General features: G+C 55.0%; 20 protein-coding genes. 10 read left to right on the top strand and 10 right to left on the bottom strand.

Annotated elements, in window-relative coordinates:
- Positions 1-7: 7 nt before the first annotated feature.
- From ACR0D9_RS18380 to ACR0D9_RS18370, 3 genes are read right to left on the bottom strand one after another with little or no spacing between them, the layout of a single operon-like run.
- Positions 8-667, bottom strand: coding sequence for a DsbA family protein (locus ACR0D9_RS18380; RefSeq protein WP_209251496.1), 660 nt, complete (start codon positions 665-667; stop codon positions 8-10).
- Positions 664-1,086: a disulfide bond formation protein B gene (locus ACR0D9_RS18375; RefSeq protein WP_209251498.1), complete on the bottom strand. Its 423-nt coding sequence runs from the start codon at positions 1,084-1,086 to the stop codon at positions 664-666. Before ACR0D9_RS18375 ends, ACR0D9_RS18380 begins: the two co-directional genes overlap by 4 nt.
- A gap of 5 nt (positions 1,087-1,091) precedes the next feature.
- Positions 1,092-1,655: an SCO family protein gene (locus ACR0D9_RS18370; RefSeq protein ID WP_209251500.1), complete on the bottom strand. Its 564-nt coding sequence runs from the start codon at positions 1,653-1,655 to the stop codon at positions 1,092-1,094.
- A 213-nt stretch (positions 1,656-1,868) separates the two neighbouring features.
- Here ACR0D9_RS18370 and ACR0D9_RS18365 point away from each other — a divergent pair, with 213 nt between their 5' ends.
- The gene (locus ACR0D9_RS18365) at positions 1,869-2,297 is read left to right on the top strand and encodes a MerR family transcriptional regulator (protein ID WP_170634659.1); all 429 of its coding nucleotides are present in this window, start codon (positions 1,869-1,871) and stop codon (positions 2,295-2,297) included.
- Between the two features lie 97 nt (positions 2,298-2,394).
- Entirely contained in the window at positions 2,395-3,156 is a 762-nt protein-coding gene (locus ACR0D9_RS18360; protein ID WP_170634657.1) for a transglutaminase-like domain-containing protein, read from the top strand.
- A gap of 197 nt (positions 3,157-3,353) precedes the next feature.
- On the opposite strand, the gene phnE is transcribed toward ACR0D9_RS18360, so the two are convergent.
- From phnE to ACR0D9_RS18340, 4 genes are read right to left on the bottom strand one after another with little or no spacing between them, the layout of a single operon-like run.
- The gene (phnE, locus tag ACR0D9_RS18355) at positions 3,354-4,097 is read right to left on the bottom strand and encodes a phosphonate ABC transporter, permease protein PhnE (protein ID WP_209251502.1); all 744 of its coding nucleotides are present in this window, start codon (positions 4,095-4,097) and stop codon (positions 3,354-3,356) included.
- Positions 4,097-4,867 carry a phosphonate ABC transporter ATP-binding protein gene (locus tag ACR0D9_RS18350; protein ID WP_209251504.1) on the bottom strand — a complete coding sequence of 257 codons (771 nt, stop codon included), beginning with the start codon at positions 4,865-4,867 and terminating at the stop codon, positions 4,097-4,099. The genes phnE and ACR0D9_RS18350 overlap by 1 nt, the downstream gene beginning before the upstream one ends.
- Positions 4,864-5,724, bottom strand: a complete 861-nt coding sequence (locus ACR0D9_RS18345) for a phosphate/phosphite/phosphonate ABC transporter substrate-binding protein (protein ID WP_170634651.1) — start codon at positions 5,722-5,724, stop codon at positions 4,864-4,866. Before ACR0D9_RS18345 ends, ACR0D9_RS18350 begins: the two co-directional genes overlap by 4 nt.
- Positions 5,724-7,577: a cytochrome c peroxidase gene (locus ACR0D9_RS18340; RefSeq protein WP_170634649.1), complete on the bottom strand. Its 1,854-nt coding sequence runs from the start codon at positions 7,575-7,577 to the stop codon at positions 5,724-5,726. The genes ACR0D9_RS18345 and ACR0D9_RS18340 overlap by 1 nt, the downstream gene beginning before the upstream one ends.
- 116 nt (positions 7,578-7,693) lie before the next feature.
- Between ACR0D9_RS18340 and mntR the strand changes: the two genes are divergently transcribed.
- Positions 7,694-8,146: a manganese-binding transcriptional regulator MntR gene (mntR, locus tag ACR0D9_RS18335; RefSeq protein ID WP_170634647.1), complete on the top strand. Its 453-nt coding sequence runs from the start codon at positions 7,694-7,696 to the stop codon at positions 8,144-8,146.
- Between the two features lie 470 nt (positions 8,147-8,616).
- Positions 8,617-9,114, top strand: a complete 498-nt coding sequence (locus tag ACR0D9_RS18330) for a L,D-transpeptidase family protein (RefSeq protein WP_170634645.1) — start codon at positions 8,617-8,619, stop codon at positions 9,112-9,114.
- A gap of 416 nt (positions 9,115-9,530) precedes the next feature.
- Here ACR0D9_RS18330 and ACR0D9_RS18325 read toward each other — a convergent pair whose 3' ends face one another.
- The 3 genes from ACR0D9_RS18325 to ACR0D9_RS18315 all read right to left on the bottom strand — a co-directional run bounded on the left by ACR0D9_RS18325 (position 9,531) and on the right by ACR0D9_RS18315 (position 12,823).
- The gene (locus tag ACR0D9_RS18325; protein ID WP_170634642.1) at positions 9,531-10,484 is read right to left on the bottom strand and encodes a helix-turn-helix transcriptional regulator; all 954 of its coding nucleotides are present in this window, start codon (positions 10,482-10,484) and stop codon (positions 9,531-9,533) included.
- Between the two features lie 198 nt (positions 10,485-10,682).
- On the bottom strand, positions 10,683-11,960 hold the full coding sequence (locus tag ACR0D9_RS18320) for a helix-turn-helix domain-containing protein (protein WP_170634640.1): 1,278 nt from the start codon (positions 11,958-11,960) through the stop codon (positions 10,683-10,685).
- 368 nt (positions 11,961-12,328) lie between these two features.
- Positions 12,329-12,823, bottom strand: coding sequence for a hypothetical protein (locus tag ACR0D9_RS18315; RefSeq protein WP_209251506.1), 495 nt, complete (start codon positions 12,821-12,823; stop codon positions 12,329-12,331).
- 383 nt (positions 12,824-13,206) lie between these two features.
- Between ACR0D9_RS18315 and ACR0D9_RS18310 the strand changes: the two genes are divergently transcribed.
- From ACR0D9_RS18310 to ACR0D9_RS18285, 6 genes are all read left to right on the top strand, one after another.
- On the top strand, positions 13,207-13,563 hold the full coding sequence (locus ACR0D9_RS18310; protein WP_142638830.1) for a hypothetical protein: 357 nt from the start codon (positions 13,207-13,209) through the stop codon (positions 13,561-13,563).
- A gap of 48 nt (positions 13,564-13,611) precedes the next feature.
- Positions 13,612-14,025, top strand: coding sequence for a thermonuclease family protein (locus ACR0D9_RS18305; protein WP_170634636.1), 414 nt, complete (start codon positions 13,612-13,614; stop codon positions 14,023-14,025).
- Positions 14,026-14,502: 477 nt separating this feature from the next.
- On the top strand, positions 14,503-15,126 hold the full coding sequence (locus ACR0D9_RS18300) for a hypothetical protein (protein ID WP_480539773.1): 624 nt from the start codon (positions 14,503-14,505) through the stop codon (positions 15,124-15,126).
- Positions 15,123-15,548: a hypothetical protein gene (locus tag ACR0D9_RS18295; RefSeq protein ID WP_480539771.1), complete on the top strand. Its 426-nt coding sequence runs from the start codon at positions 15,123-15,125 to the stop codon at positions 15,546-15,548. Before ACR0D9_RS18300 ends, ACR0D9_RS18295 begins: the two co-directional genes overlap by 4 nt.
- Complete coding sequence (locus ACR0D9_RS18290; protein ID WP_480539769.1) at positions 15,545-16,189, top strand: lytic transglycosylase domain-containing protein; 645 nt, start codon at positions 15,545-15,547, stop codon at positions 16,187-16,189. The genes ACR0D9_RS18295 and ACR0D9_RS18290 overlap by 4 nt, the downstream gene beginning before the upstream one ends.
- Positions 16,186-16,467 carry an HAD family hydrolase gene (locus tag ACR0D9_RS18285; RefSeq protein WP_152460685.1) on the top strand — a complete coding sequence of 94 codons (282 nt, stop codon included), beginning with the start codon at positions 16,186-16,188 and terminating at the stop codon, positions 16,465-16,467. The genes ACR0D9_RS18290 and ACR0D9_RS18285 overlap by 4 nt, the downstream gene beginning before the upstream one ends.

The raw sequence follows: 16,467 nt of genomic DNA, 5'->3' as shown, positions 1-16,467 counted from the left end.
CTACTGCTCAGCTTTGCAGTGCTGCAACTTCTGCAGCGACCAGGCGCCTCAATTCAGCCTCACCAAACGGATCCAGAGATTTGCCATTGACGAAGAATGTCGGAGTTTGCCTTATACCGGCCGCTTCGACATCAGCGCGATCCTGATTGAGAACACCAACTGTCTGGGGCGCAAGCATTTGTGCCTGCGCTGCCTCGGCATCCAGTCCCGCCGCTGCTGCAATTCGAATAATAAGACCAGGCTCAGGCGCACCATGCGCGGCCCATTTGGGCTGCTCTCGCAGCACGGCTTCCAGGACCGGTTCAAAGACCCCCTGCATGCGTGCCGCTTCAAGCACGCGGATCGCCTCCTCTGAGCCTTCGCCATGGAAAGGGGTGTACCGGATCACAACACGCACGGCGTCTCCATGCTGAGCCATTATGTCCTTCACGACCGGATGAAAGGCACGGCAGGCTTCACAAGCCGGATCGAAAAATTCGACAATTGTAACCGGTGCGTCTTTAGGGCCGAGAACAGGCGAGTAGGAACGGATAAGTGTTTCGGCGATTTCGGGTGCGACAGGCTCGGTGTTGCCTGAAGCAGTCGTTCGGTTCACGTACCAGGCGGCGGCCCCGAATCCGGCCCCACCGAGCGCGAGAACGGACAAGATCATGCCACGTCTGTTCATACTTGTTTCTCCTTGAGTGAAAGGGCGCACAGAACGCCGATCAGCGCGAATGAAACGAGCGCCATCAGCGGAATCGGGATGCCCAAAACAGATTGATTTGCGTCGGTGCAGGACGGACCACTTGCCGAGCATGGTTGGATTTTTTCCGGGATCAGACCAGCATACAGGCCCATGTGCCACAAGGCGACAACGGCGCCCCCCAATGCCAGTGCTATCCCGTATCGGCCCACGTTCTGGTCCTGCCACCACAGGCCAAGCCCCAGTACGATCGCCAATGGGAACATGAACGCGCGCTGGAACCAGCACAGCACACAGGGCGTCTGCCCCAGGATCTCTCCAATGAACAGAACAGAAAGAGAAGCAACCAAGGCAATCGCCCAGGCCAGGCCGAGAAGTGTATCTTTAGAAAACCGGGACATGGTGCTCAGAGTCTCTGTTTCAGATCCGCAAGAATTTCTTCGGCAGGCGTGCCATAGGACCAGGACTGGACGAATCCAGCGTCCTTGTTGAACAGAAACAGATGAGAGGTATGCCCCATCGTATATCCATCCGGCGCAGGGGTTTGTTCGATCCGTTCGTAGAATATCGGAAAGGTCTTGGACGTTTGCGCAATCTGTTCTGGCGTGCCTGTAAGCCCAATGATCCCCGCATCGAAAAGTGGCACATACTCGGCCAGGACGGCCGGAGTGTCGCGTTCGGGGTCAATTGAAATGAAGATAGGTTGCACTTGGTTTGATTGGTCGCCCAGCCCTTCCTGCACTGCTGCTACCTCAGACAGTGTTGTAGGGCATACGTCCGGGCAGTTGGTGAACCCAAAAAACACCAACATCCATTTGCCCGCAAAGTCGTTCTGAGTACGGACAACACCAGAGTGATCTGTCAGTTCGAACCTGGCTTCGAACGGGACAGACCCCTCCTCAATCCGCGCAGGTCTATATTCTGACCACAGCATCAGATAGGCAAATGCCGCCGTTGCGACACCAGCCATTACCCATAAGATTTTCTGAAACACGGTCAGTTTCAAAGTTAGCCGTCCGCCTGTGATTCTTGGTTCAGAACGGCATGTACACCCTCTACCTGCTAGAGGTTCAAAGGGGTTTTTGAGCCTGCGGCTGGGTGTCACAGGTCCACCGGCTGGAAGGTACTATTGTGCGGTGTCGACGCGAACCTACATAAGCTGTAACTTTGCAAGGAGACCCAGATGCTGACGATCGGAACGCTCGGAAAAAAGACCGGAACCAAGGTTCAGACGATCCGCTACTACGAGCAGATCGGACTTATGCCGGAACCGGGGCGCACCGAAGGTGGCCAGAGGCGTTACGGCCATGCCGAACTGGATCGCCTTGCATTCATCCGTCATTCCCGCCAATTGGGGTTTTCGCTTGAGGCGATACGCGAACTGCTTGATTTGTCCGACGATCCGGATCGCCCATGTCATGAAGCCGACAGTATCGCGCGCCGGCAACTCAAACAGATTGAGCAAAGAATGGCGCGGCTGGAAGCGTTGCGGACCGAGCTGGAGCGCATGGTGCATGAATGCAGTGGCGGCAACACCTCGGACTGTCGTGTTCTCGAAGTTCTGCGCGATCATTCCGAATGTCTTACTGATCACGAAGAAATCGGCGCGTAACCCCGGGCAGCGTTATTGCGAACTGGAATTAGCCTCTTGAAGCTATAGTCACTATAGCAGTTAAAAGTCTTTCTGAGTTGATTCGACGAGAGACCAAATGCTGAACCGAGACCCGTTGCTAACCGCCACACCTCTGCTTGATTTTGAAACACCCGCAATTTTGGGGCTCATAACGGAACGGAGCTGGCCCGATCTGCCTGTATTGGATCGAATTGGCGCTATTTATGATTTCGTGCGTAACGAGATTGCCTTTGGTTACAACCGTGCAGACGATATCCCGGCGTCAGAGGTACTCGCCAATGGCTATGGGCAATGCAATACCAAGGGCACTCTTCTGATGGCACTGTTTCGCGGCAGCGGTATCCGATGCCGTTTGCATGGCTTTACGATCCACAAAGAATTGCAGAGGGGTGTGGTTCCCGAGCTTTTCTATCCGATGGCGCCGATGGAGATTGTGCATTCATGGGTCGAAGTCGAAGCAGAGGGTACGTGGCTAAAGCTGGAAGGCTTTATTCTGGATGAGCTTTTCTTACGCGTGTTGCAGCAGACATTTCCCAAAACAGAAAGCCTGTGTGGGTATGGTGTGGGGACGGATTGCCTGAGCGATCCCCAGGTCGAATGGGAAGGCCGTGACACATACATTCAAAGAAACGGCATCGTGCAGGATTTTGGGGTCTTTGACTCCCCTGACTCCTTCTATGTCCGTCACAGGCAGAACTTTGGCTTTTTCCGTGAACTGATGTACCGAGTCGTCGTGAGGCATTGGATGAACGCACGTGTCAGAGCACTACGCACTGGCAGGCTGGTAGCAAATGTTTCGGCAACACATTCCCATGGAAACAGCGGTGAATCCGTTTGAACGCTAGATTGGCACCAAGAATTTTCCTCAACGCAGGCGACTTTCAATCTAGCAAGCTTGAGGCCTTAACAAACCAGCGTGAGGGGGTGTGTAGCAGACTACACCGGCCCGGTTTCAAGCGAAGCATCCAACCTTCAACCGCGATGGAAGAAAGGAAAGACACGAGCCTTTTCCTTGGAGAATTGGGAGATTCCGGCTTAGTTGAACCGTTTTTGCAAGGCCGTATTCAGCGCCTCTGACAATAAAACCAGAACAATGATTGCCAACGTCACGGTCGCAGCCTTTTCATACTGAAACGACCGTACATAGGTTTGCACATACAGCCCGATGCCACCGGCACCGACAATGCCCAGTATCAGGCTTTCGCGCAGATTTAGTTCAAACCGAAATACGGTATCGCGCATGATCACAGGCGCCATCTGCGGCCAGATCGCCCAACGCAACTGTTGAATTCTGTTGGCTCCCGCGCTTTCAAGCGCCGCCACAGGAGCGGTAGCAACGTTGTCGATGGCTTCCGCATAGAACTTTGCCAACATGCCAGTCGCGTGAAATGTGATTGCCAGAATACCGGGAAGTGGTCCCAACCCAACAGCGCCCACCATTAGCATGGCGACCAGGATCAGCGGGATCGACCGGATAACCGCCAGCAAGGCGCGGACGGGGCGCCAAATTGTTGGTGACACCATAGTTTCAGAGGCCAGAAGGGCCAGTCCCGAGGACAGGATTACAGCGAACAATGTTCCCAGAATGGCGATCCTCAGTGTCTCCGCCAGCCCTGTCAGAACCTCGCGCCAAACGGACAGGTCAGGTGGGATCATGCGCCCCATAAACTCTGCCAGACGGGGCCCTGCGCCTGGCAGCTTGCCCAATCCCATATCCCCGCTGGTCAGCGACCACAGGATCGCCAGAGCCAGCATGACCCAAATGACAGATCGGCCCATCAACTGACTACACGCAGCCCCGATGTGACACTGGCGCCGTGATACAGCTCGTCGATGTCCCCGCTGGTAAATTGAGCCGACGGTTTGTCGAACAATACCACGCCATCTCGCAGGCCTATGATGCGCTCGGCAAAGCGGCGCGACAGATCCGGCTGATGCGAGCTGAAAATGACGCCGATACCACGGCTACGTGCAGAGCTTGTGATCAGGCTCAGAATTCGTTCGGCGTGAGCAGGGTCCAAATTGCTGACGGGCTCATCCGCAAGGATCAACTCGGGTTCTTGTGCCAGACATCTGGCAATCGCAACGCGCTGCCGTTGCCCACCCGACAACTGATCGGCACGGCGGCTTGCCAGGTCTGACAGCCCCGTATCCTGAAGCGCCCGTGTCACGCACATGTGGTCCTCTTCCCGGAACCGCCCCCAAAGCGAAGACCAGATATTCATCCGGCCCATCCGACCGTTCATTACATTCTGATAAACACTCTGCCGATCAACCAGTGCGAATTCCTGAAAGATAAAGCCGGTATTGGCACGGTCCTCGCGGGATGGAACCCCAGTTGCCAAAAGTGGCTTGCCAAGCACCTGGGCTTCGCCGTGCCAACCACGCAAACGACCGTCCAACAAAGCCAGCATCGTTGATTTGCCCGCACCCGAAGGACCGAGTAGCGCGACGCTTTCACCGGGCTGCACTGATAGTGAAACTTCTGTAAGCGCCGCTGCACTGGCAAAGTGTTGCGATATCGCGTTGAGTGAAACTACAGGATTCATTTCAGAAACCCATACCGCCGCGCAGTCTCGCGCACGCCCTCGTAAACCGATGGATCAGCAGGAAGATAGCCATCCGGGCCATAGAGGTAGGCCAACAGATGACGGTTCTCACTCTCGTTGAGGCGCAGCATGGTTTCAATGAACTTTGCCTGCAGCCCGGCGTCCAGATCAGGGCGGGCAATGATTGCGTGGCTGGGAATTTGTTCTGATTCCGCCAGCACCTTGACCTCGGCCTGCTGATCCGGGGTCAGATAGAGATCGGCATACTGGCTTGCGCCTGCCGCATCGACCAGTCCGTTGGCCATGGCCTGCATCGCTTGCTGATATCCGCCAGCAAAGAATTTCTGCCCGAAAAAGCTGTCGGCATCGCCCGTGCCCGCGAACAGCCCGGCGCGCACAAACAGATCAAGCGGATAGATGTAACCGGATTCCGAGACCGGATCGGAAAAGGCGATGTCACGTCCCCGGAGATCGGCCAGCGCTTCGATTCCGCTGTCACGCCGCACGAAGACCCGGCCCGAATAGCTGGGTTGCCCGCGATAAACCTCGGACAATAGCGGTACGGCGCCGATCTGGTCTTCGGCCAACACAAAGGGCAACGCTCCCATGAACGAGATATCGGCATCACCGTTGCGCAGCGCCTCAACGGCAGCAGCGTGGTCGAACGTGACAAACCCCGTGACCGGGACGCCCATCTGCTCTGAAAGCCAGCCGGTGATGACGTTGATGTCACCCAACAGCTTTTCGGGGTTCTCCTGCGGGATGAAGGCCAGCTTCAGCCCCTGGTCAGTTGCAGCCATTACGGGCATGGCTGCAGATGCGGCTGCAGCGACCAGAAAATTGCGGCGCGACAACATCAGAACATCCTCTCGTCAATTTCGGCCTGCATGGACTTGAACAGTTCCCACTGGCGGATGGCTTCGGTCCAGTTTCCTTCGGCGCTGGCATCGCCAACCGCTCGCAGGATCGCGGCGAATTCGTAGATTTCGGGCTTGGCGTTCTGATTGACCATGACACTGGCATCCGCGGCCAGATCAGGAGCTACCGTGTCGATCAGAACCGCTATGTTTTCGGCATCCTGCATCGGCAGCAGGGTATCGAGCGTACTGGCGAATGTCGTCAGCTCTTCCCAGGACAAGCGGAATACGCTGTTGCGACCTTCGAATACTTGATAGGGGTCTTCACCGTCTCCAACAGCTTCGACGTAGGCCGTCAGATCTGCGCGCTGTGCTTCGTCCAAACCCAAATTTTTGGTATCATTGAACCAGTCAACAACGCTGGCCAGCGTCGGCAGCGATCCGTCATGCATGTAAGGTGCAGTGAAATTGACGTTGCGCAGCGTCGGGGTTTCGAACGCAGAAGCCGTGCCGCCGGGGAATGGTGGTTCAGCGCTGCCGATGTCGTAGGTCAGACCATCGCGGAACTGACGGTCAGGCGTGTGACACGAAGCGCAGGATTTGTCACCAAGTCCGGCAAATTTGGTGTTGAACAGCAACTCCCCGCGCTTGGCGGCATCTGACGCCAGATCGGTCAGCTTGCCGGACCGGTCGATCTTTGGGTTGGGAAGAAAGTCGAACTGTTTGACATAGGCTTCCAGCGCGTCCAGTTGGAACGGCGTTGGTTCCTTTCCCGCGAATTCGGTCACAATCACATTTCGGATGAACCGGCGCAGGCTGGGTTCGCGCCCGTCGCGGCCATAAGGTGCGGTAAAGCGGATGCCACGCATAGAAGGCGTGTCCAAGTGATCATCGGTCCGGTCATTGAACATTGGATTGAAAAACGATCCGTCCACATCCATCCCACCCGGATGGGATGAAAGGCCCGGAATGAAGAAATCCCGGTTCACGTCGGAGCGGTTGTGGCAGGTCGAGCAGGCGATGCCCAACTCACGCGCCGGGCCGCCGAAGATTTCGGGGCTGTCGAACAGCATGTCACCGTAGGCCACCAGCGGTAGATTAGCTTCATCCTCACCCGCCTCCTCAAACTGAAGAACCAGCCGCGGCAGCTGCGCCTGATCTCCGATGTTTGACCCTGGCGGCAGCGTGGCGGGCATTGTGATTTGTTCGCCGGAAAGCACAACTGTTTCAGGCAGCGGTGTTAACTTGTCGCGTTGGGCATACTCGGATGGCAGATAGTTGGCACGAATATAGGCAGCGACAATGGCCTGAGCTTCTGCAAATTGGTCGGCATCCACCGTTTGGGCGCCGTTGCCCAGTACTCCTGCGCTGCCAAGGGTGGAGTTCAGAACCAGCCATGCCCGGCCCAGGTCGCGAGCCGCCGACGTGTCCGCAGCCTTGATACCATCTTCGAATGCGCGGAACAGAGCAGCCGCTTGCGCGACCTCGCGGGCCGCCTCAGGCTGACCCAGCGCGGTCTTTGCGACATCCAGATGGCGCAGGATTCCCTCCGCAATGGCAGTTGTGCTTGCTTCGAACAGCGCCTGCCGATCTTCGGCTTGCATAGCTTGGTTGATCGCAAGCGCTTCGTTGTCGGAGACGCGTGATAGGGGAGCGACCTGAATGTCACTGCCAGGTGCGGGCGAAGTCCAACTCCTCTCAATTTCATCCCAGGGAACCGGGGTTAGATTTCCCATGAACAAGGTCAGTCGATACGCGGCAGCGCGCGGGGCCCAAGGAGATTCTTCAATCGCCGTGGCATCCGCGATCACTGGCAGTGCGCAAAGAAGTGTGGACGCTATCAGATGTTTCATAGCACTGTCTATTTAAGTTAGCCTTGTCTAATTTAAGGATGAAGGCATGCTCATTGTCAAGCTCGGCTTTCAGGTGCATACACTGGAGACTAGACCAGCGACGTAATCATGAGCCGATGACCGAAACAAAACCGGTAAATTCAGATCGTAGTATTGATACCCAGGCGAGCGGGTTTGAGGCTGTGCGACAGGCTCACCAAAGCGAAATGGTTGAAGACTACGTTGAACTTATCGCGGAGCTGATCCATCAGAATGGTGCAGCGCGCCCGGTCGAAATAGCCGAGCGATTGGGCGTGACCCAACCTACGGTTTCCAAAAATTTGACTCGTTTGAAACGAGAGGGTTTCATTGAGCAAATACCTTACCGCTCACTTCAGTTGACCGATGCCGGGCGTCAATTGGCGGAAGCTTGTAGAAGGCGTCACCGGATTGTCGTGGAGTTCCTGATCGCCTTGGGCGTTTCACCGGAAGTGGCAGAGCATGACGCTGAAGGTATTGAGCATCATGTAAGTGACGAAACTCTTGCAGTGTTTGAACGGTTCGTTGGGCGGGCCGATGAAGCAAAGTAGAAACAAATAGAGCCTCAAATATGTTTGCGAAATTTGGTAGATCTAATTTCAGATAGACAGAGATTGTCCTAAGTTGCAGCTAGACAGTGACGCTATCTGAGGGTGGGTGGCCCGGCGCGAAACTACGTGGTACCTGAAAATCGATACAGGTGCAGCGTAGTGAACGAACCCTTAGAACAAGAATCCAATTCGGTAGACGATCTGGCTCGCTTAATAATCGGCGTCAAGATTTCCAGCGGCAAAAAACCTGACTACAGCAGCGATCTCGATACTGAATAGGCGAAAACTGAAAGGTTGCGTAAGAATAACAAATGTCGAAATCAAAGTGTCACTCATTGCACTGCTGACGAGGTGGCCACAACTGATCACTTGGTTTTCGGTTCCTGTCCTAGTGAGATCCAATACACCTTTGTTCAACTGGCCTTTAGTGATATTCTTTTGAAAAAATCAAAATGAGCCGGGCAGTTCCTATGAAAAGACGTTTGTTTCTCTCTGGCTTCATAGCCGCCTTTTTGTCTGGCTGTGCAAACAAGTTCCGTACTTACAATGGGCCGGTTGTGACTCGGCTTCGGCTATACAAAGGGCAGCGCCTACTTATCCTCGATGGTAGTGAGCGTGTCTTGCGGACTTTTCCGATTGGACTCGGATTTGCCCCCGAAGGTCACAAGCAATTCGAAGGAGACGGGCGAACACCTGAAGGCTCCTATGTAATTGACCGTCGCAATCCCGAAAGCCTTTTCCATCTTTCAATCGGAATCTCTTATCCGAACGAGGCGGATTCTGCGTTTGCCCGAGCTCGGGGTCGTTCTCCGGGCGGTGATATTTTTATCCATGGCGGCCCTCGCCCTGGAATTGATCCCACGAACAAGCGTGACTGGACCGCAGGGTGCGTCGCTGTCACAGATCAGGAGATTGAAGAGATCTACGCTATGGTCAAAGACGGAACGCCAATTGAAATCTATTCATAGAGGGACAGGTTCCAAATAGACAACGATTGCGGATTTGCCTTAGCGCTACGTTGACGGCGTCAGAAGCTATTACTGGAGCTTTCACGGCCAACGCCAGACTCGCTGTTTCGGCGAACGGGTCAGCACCTCCTGTGAAACCACGCTGGGCAAGATCCTCCAGTATACCAGGGCATTGCAGAGATAAGGCCTCAATCTCCAATTTTTGGCTGTTCGAACGAAGGTGACAGCATCTGCTGCCCTCGCGTCTAAGGGCTCTGTAGCCAAGCTTTGAACGTGACGCGTTTTCAGCAGAATAGGAGATTTAGAAACCAGAGTTAGAGTGGGCTCTACTACGGTGGCACAGCGGCGTAAGCGAAATTACGTGAAACTTGCGCCTGCGGTCTTTTCAAAGACAAAGCAGTGCGTTTTAGCCGAATTCAGAGATACCTAATCCGCAATCTTTGATCAATGTTACGCGCAAGTTCCTCGACCACCTCGTTTGCACTCAAGTTAAACTCTCTCACGAGATCCGTGATCTGGACCGGCTGAAAGCTATCAGCGTTCCGAACCAGTCTGCCGTCTTCAAAAGCGATAAACTCGTGAGACCTGCCACCCCAACGGACGATCCCACCGCATAGTCGCTGACTTTCCATATTGACCAGTTCGGCCACAGGGTCGGCAAAGAAATCGCTCCACTTAAGAAATCCAGTACTGACTGCCCGCGCCACTGCCTGTTCAATCGTCCGGCTTTTGAGCTTGGTGGTGATCGAAGCAGTCAGTGCCTCTACCATTCGCGAAGAATGCCCCGTCTGCCTGGCAATGACAGACGGTATCAAACCCGACGCGAGCATCTTCAACACATCCAGTTCATCGCCAGACAGGGAATCCGAGGGAAAGTTGAATACGGTTTCAATGACATCTAGCGCAAGCAGATGCAGGACCTGTGCCTCATGGCGAAGGGCAGGGAGCATTGTAGCGACCAAGGCGTCCCACTCAGACCGCGGCAGATTGGACGTAACCGTAAAAACACCACGCTCACCAAACGGATTGATAGCCGGAATGGAAAGGCCGTTCTGACCCACACCAAATTCCCTTGCAGCCTCGAATAGCGGTGCATGTTCACGCTGGTCATCAAACACAGCCCAATCAATTGGTGCAATCATTGCAGCGCCAAAGCGAATGAGGGGATCGGCCAGAACCAGATCGTTGTCGACGTAATGCCTGACCCATTCGGCCGGGAACGTGGTGCAGCCGTGGACAACGTTGTGATACTTGTCGATATGGGCGTAGGACGCATTTTCCAGTCCAAACCTGGAGCAAATCTCCTGGAGGCGCGCTTCGCCTGTTTGCCTGAAATCCAGTTCAGAATTGCCAATATCCGCGATTTTCATAAGCTGTCTTTCTGTTCCGCGTTGCCGTTGGGGCCGATTAGCAACCTAAAGCTGAACAAACTACTCGGGAATTCCCGTAGCCAATCACAGATTTGAATACGGTTCTGTTCTGGAGGCGGAAACAGAGCGATATCCTGCCGATGAGACACGTCAATTTGAGCAGCTGGCGGGCATAATCCGACACAGCTAAAACCCGCTCTAGTGGTCTTGCGGAAGCCCGTCTTCCTCCTCTCGGGCTCTACGCGCCAAAAGCCCCATGAAACTGGAAATCAGGTTCAATTTACCCCGTTCTTCAGCTTGCACCATGCCGCGAAGGTATCCACCCGAATTAACCACGGGCGGCAACCGCGGATCACTCAGCCTCGCATCCGTGATTACTCCAGCCAGGATCGCTCCCATGATGGTCAACCGATCAATCGCCGCGTGCCAGGCGGAGACATTGGTGCCAATCTCCGAAAGTCGGGACCAAACACCGGTCTCAATCGCAAAGAGGCTTGGCTTGGAATTCTGATCTCCACCACCGGCGATATCGATATGCATGCGCAACTCGGGTGAGGCCAGTTCATAAAGGATGCGATTGTTCACCCGCGGTAGTTTTTGGGCCTTGCGTGATGCCGTATCTGTCGGATGATTGCTTTCTAAGCAATTCGGAGGGCCGTCAGGCCCGAAGCCGGAACAATCTGGTTCCGAGGCTTTTGCCGAGGACATTGAACTCTCGCCATCGGCGTTACAGGACAGAATTGTTTCTTCAATTTGGTCTTGTATATGGGACCCGAAACGGGCTTCGGGTTCACCCGAAATTTCACCGGGTTTTGCGACATGATCTTCGATCCATTTCCAAAGGTCATGAGCCGCTTGAACGTGTAGCTTGAGCGCCTCCAGCGACATGTATTTCAGCTTGTCTGCGCGCGGCCAGGACCGAAACGCGTCCATCTTCGCGTCGAAACCTTCAGGAGGGCAGGGGAGTGAGGCAAGCACGGCCAGGCTGTGTTTCACATATCGATACAGCCGTGATCGATCCCCGCGCAGCTCGTCATGTTCTTTCTTCTCGGCTTTGCTTTGCTCGTCTGCGTCGCGCATCTCTGAAATGAGGTTCAGAGCAGGGGTCAGAAAGAGGCCGAGCCCCTTGCGCTTACAGCGCGCCCCATTTGCACCAAGCCTGCGTTGGAGCAGGCCAATCAATTCCAGTTCTCGTTCGTGATTGTGGATTGTCCGATCTGTCACGCCACGCCCGGCAATCAGTGTTTCCTGGCGCGCGTAGCAAAAGGGTTCCTGAGACGGGTCTCGAAACACGCATGGCGAGATCATGTCGATGATGATCTCAAAGGTGCGAATACACTGGGCCGAAGCGCCCCTGATTTGCGCATAGCACACACAGAGCTGTCGAAACCTGTCTCGGTTCCAACCCTCGGGAAGGCCGTTGTGAAAAGGTATGTTTTCGTGGTGATGTGTGGATGCGATCTGCCGAAAGCTCATTGTTTTGGCTTCCCTTGGAAAAGGTCAGTATTGGCATCGCGTCTTTGCGGGGCATGGAATTCGGAATGGTTCAACGGTCTCATGTTCTACTTCTCATCGGGGAAGCAAAGCGGGTTGAACCTCAGCGAAAAGACACAGAAAAACCGTTCGCACAGATGCGTTTATCCTTGTCAGTAAATTGGGAGTTTCCTATAAATCAGGTGATCAAACGTGACTTAGGAAGATCCCCGCTGAGGCCCCGCCTTGCGGGGGTTTTTTGTTTTTGGGACTAGGGTGTTCCTCTGGCCCAGACGACCTCGGTGCCAATCCGGCTGGCAAGCTTATTGGCATCAGCAGGGGCAACGCATTCACCCACTAGACAAACAATGTCAGTATCGGATGAGCTCGTAATCGCTGAACCCGAAAATGTCGGTCCACTCAACACCAACGCCGCGGAAGAAGCTGGGAGGTTCACAACGATTGCCAAGGGGCAGCCAGGCTGGGATTGGCGCGGGGGCGTGATCGGACCATTGAAAGCTTACGTTGTCGTCATAGCTGCCAACGACCAGATCAAGCGAACGCTCGCAGTCGTCCTCTCGCGACCGACGGCGATAGCTGTAGTGGCGCACATCCCAAACCCTGATGGACCTCACAACGTCGAAATCGGAAGAGGAAAGATCGACGCTGATCGGGGTGGCTTGGAAACCGTCACCGTATTGGCCGTGATGTGACTGGATCTCTTCTATCGAGATCGATGCGTCTACCAGTAATGGCTTAGCGGTGTCATCCGATGGAAGTTCTGGAACTGGGCTAGCACTGGTGCGCTTGATGGCTTCCAACCGTTCCATAGGACCCAAGTCCGAGGGGCTGTGTGACGTATTCATCGGACAGCGCCAGAGTTGAAGCGGAGGTTCGACCGGGTAGGGCGTGATGCGCCGAATGAACTCCGCCTTGGCTGCGACGCAATCAGCCGAACTTGGCCAACCTCCGGCGAGGCAAAGGAATATGGCACAGTCAATTGGATAGGCACTGGCCTGCGTGGCTGGCAGTGCAGCGAGTGCAACTGCAAGGACCTTCGCGCGAGTTCTATTCCTGGATTTTGAGTGTTTCAAGATGGTCTCTCCTGCTTGCGAATCGCTTAAGCAATATCCGGCCAATATATTTCTGACAATCCAATATCGTAAATCGGCTGACTTTCTTATATTGACGTAGATTGTGTTTTAGTCCACAACTTTTGGATGTAGAAGACGGCCCATAGGGGGTCGTCATGGCGGACAACAAGAGACAATACACTGTGGTAACCATCGAGATGGTCCGGGGCCTGAAAGAAGATCAGGTTCCCTTTACATGCCGCTACGAATTTATCGGACTCGCTTCCCTTGGACGACCAAAGTACCACTGCATTTATAGCTCTCCGAACTATGTCGGGGCCTTGTGCAAGTCGAAGATCTCTCGCGCGGGCGCTGAGCCCAGAGAGTTCGATCTTTGGCCGGGGCTTTTTAAGCATCACCAGGAATTTGGCGACGGGCGCATTCTTTGCGTCAAATCGGACTACACAATCGAGTCGATCACTCCAGAGGGTCTGGAAGCGGCGCAGGCTCTGGACGCGAAATCCAAAACCTGATCTGGCACGTTCGAGAACCTGGCTCATCAAATTACTGGGGCAGGGCACATGAAACGGCTCTTGTTTCTCAGCGCTACACTCGCGTCTTTGTTCTTTGTTGCGGTCTGGATTGAACCATCAAAACAAACAAAGACCCTTAGCGCGTCCGAAGTGACTGCCGTTGACGGCGATACGCTCGATCATGGCGAACACCGATATCGGCTTGTTGGGTTTGATGCGCCGGAGACCTATCGGCCGCAATGCCGTGCGGAAAAAACTCTGGGATTGAAAGCGAAAGCAAGGCTGACAGAGCTCATCCAGTCGGCGGACCAGATAGAGCTGGTCATCCAACCAGATCTGGACGTGCATGACCGCTTCCTAGCGGTTGGGCGTGTCGCTGGGCAGGAGGTCGGGGCCATTCTGATTTCCGAGGGTCTCGCGCGCCCATACTATGGCGGCAAACGCCGGTCCTGGTGCGGCTGAAGGAAAGGATCAAACAACGATTTAGTGACAACAGAACAAAACCACCGAGCAGTGAGCGGTCCTGTCGATTGCGCCAACAACCGACAGGACAAGAAACGCCCCAAATCCATCCGGGCATTCCTCAAACATCAAGAGAGAACTGTACTATGGTAAAAACAGTAACCCTAGATGCCGATCTTAGATCGGACAGCACCGCGCCAGAGTCAATGGGTGCGACCCTGAACAACGTGTCTGCGCTTGCGACGGCGCAGCACTGACCAGCGACAGCGCCGAACAGGACATCCCCGACACTTTGGTCAGACCTTCCGGCTGATTGATCCAAGCTGAATGCTGGCTTTCTACGAAGCCCGCGAAGGGCTCAGTGCTGTGTCCCGGCATCCAATTTCCTGCTGCTCAGATGATCGGAACCTCAACCTCATAATAGTAATTATGTAAAAACTACTGACCTATTTTTTGAAAGGCGGAAAGGTGATCACAGTGGCGTTCGACACTATCGAAAGCAAGATTGATCGGCGCTGGGTGCCTGCCGCCCAGAGCTTCGAGCAAGCCCGCAAGGACATTCTCACCGTTATCCGTCACCTAGCCGGAGAGCGGCCAAACATCAAACGTGCGATGCGCGAATACTGGCTGGAAAGCGATGCCCGCGCTACTGCGTTCGGGATCGCGCTCGAAGTGTTCCACGTACTCGATGACCTTGGGCATGACCGTGCAAATCGGCTCTTTAAAGCCTTGAAGTTGCACGCTGACGTCAACAAGGCTCTGAGTCCGAAAGAACTGTTCCGCTTTGCTTCACCTGAAAAAGCCGCTGCACTAATTCAAAGCAGCAGCCGAGAAGATTATGCCAGCACCTACGCGACCCTGAAATTCGGTTGCGACCTGTCAGGCAAAATCGACACGGACACCGCACGCGACGTTCTGAACCGGCATGAAGCCCTTTGGTTCGTTTACCCAAATGCCACCTATCACGTTCACCTGATCCGCGAAGGTATCTGGCTGGACATCGTTATGCCGCTTGAGGTGGTCGATGAGCTGCGGCTTGACGTCGATTTCGCAACCCAGATCCGACAGGCGGAACTTGATGCGCAAGGGGTTTTGTCATGAACAGGCCCACGCGCAAAGTTCTTCCTGATCGTCGGCTGGCTGAAACACGCCGCGTAGAAACCCCGCAAGGACACACTGCCTTTGTCACCATCGGGTATGATCCGGCGTCGCCAATCAAACCCCGTGAAGATTTCTACAGCGGTGGTTTTCGGTCTGGAAGTGACCTCGAATATCATCTGCATGACCTGTGCGTTCTGATTTCGCTGTTGCTGCAGCACGGCGTAGCGGCTTCGTTTCTGTCGCGTTCTATCGCTCGCAAGACTTCGGCCCTGGGTGGCGAAGAATACGCAAGTCTCGCAGGCTGGTTGGTGGATGCTGTCAGCATTCCGCCGTCCTGGACTGATGAGTACGTGGCCGCGACCGGCGACGATCAGAACCCCTCCAATTCCTCGCCAACACAAGCAAAGGAGAAATCCGAATGATCGCAGCAATGCGGCCCCTTCTGCTCGTCTCCACGGCATTTGTGGCGACCGGCGCAAGCGCCCAGGTCATCGAATACGAGCCGGATGGCAGCGTGTTTCTGAACGGTGCGCGGGCAGAAATCGTCAATGGCGTCGTTCGGCCAATCCGGATGCGTGAGTACACGCTTGACGAAAAACCGGAAGCGCCGAAGGCCAAGCCACAGGAAAAGATCGAGATTGCGGGCAAGGCACCGCGGCCTCGCAGATCCTCGGGCGGCTGGTCGCAGGATCGGATCGTCAAAGAAATCCACGCAGCGGCGGAACGCCATGACATTCCGGCCGAGTTGTTCATGGCGCTGGTCTGGCAGGAAAGCCGGTATCGGGCTGACGCCCTGTCACCCAAAGGTGCCTATGGCTTTGCACAGCTCATGCCGGGAACGGCGAAAAACCTGGGCGTGAACCCAAAGAACCCTGCAGAAAATCTCGACGGTGGTGCCCGCTATTTGGCGGCGCAGTACCGCGAGTTCGGAACCTGGAAGCTGGCGCTTGCCGCCTACAACGCCGGGCCTCACCGCGTCGTCGAATATGGCGGCGTCCCCCCCTTCACCGAAACCCGCAACTACGTGCGGATCATCCTAAGCAAAGTGAGTAAAGACCTATGAAAAGAACCCACTTCTACCAGCAGATGGCGTTTTTCGCGATCACTGCGTTCATCATCACAGCAGCGCCCGCCTCCGCTGGCTGGCTGCAAGATGCCATTGGCGATTTCATCAACGAAACGCTGGCCGACTCGAAGGTTGTTGGCGTCAGCCTTGCCGCTGTCGGCTTCATCTGGGGCTGTCTCGCCTATGTGTTCGGCTGGGGTTCGCTGAAAGGCCCGGTAATCGCTATCGTCGTCGGCGCTGTTATCGGCCTCGCTGATACATTCATCGGAGGCTGA

The organism is Ruegeria sp. AK11 (genome assembly GCF_056541095.1).
This window is presented reverse-complemented; position numbering and strand designations above follow the sequence as displayed.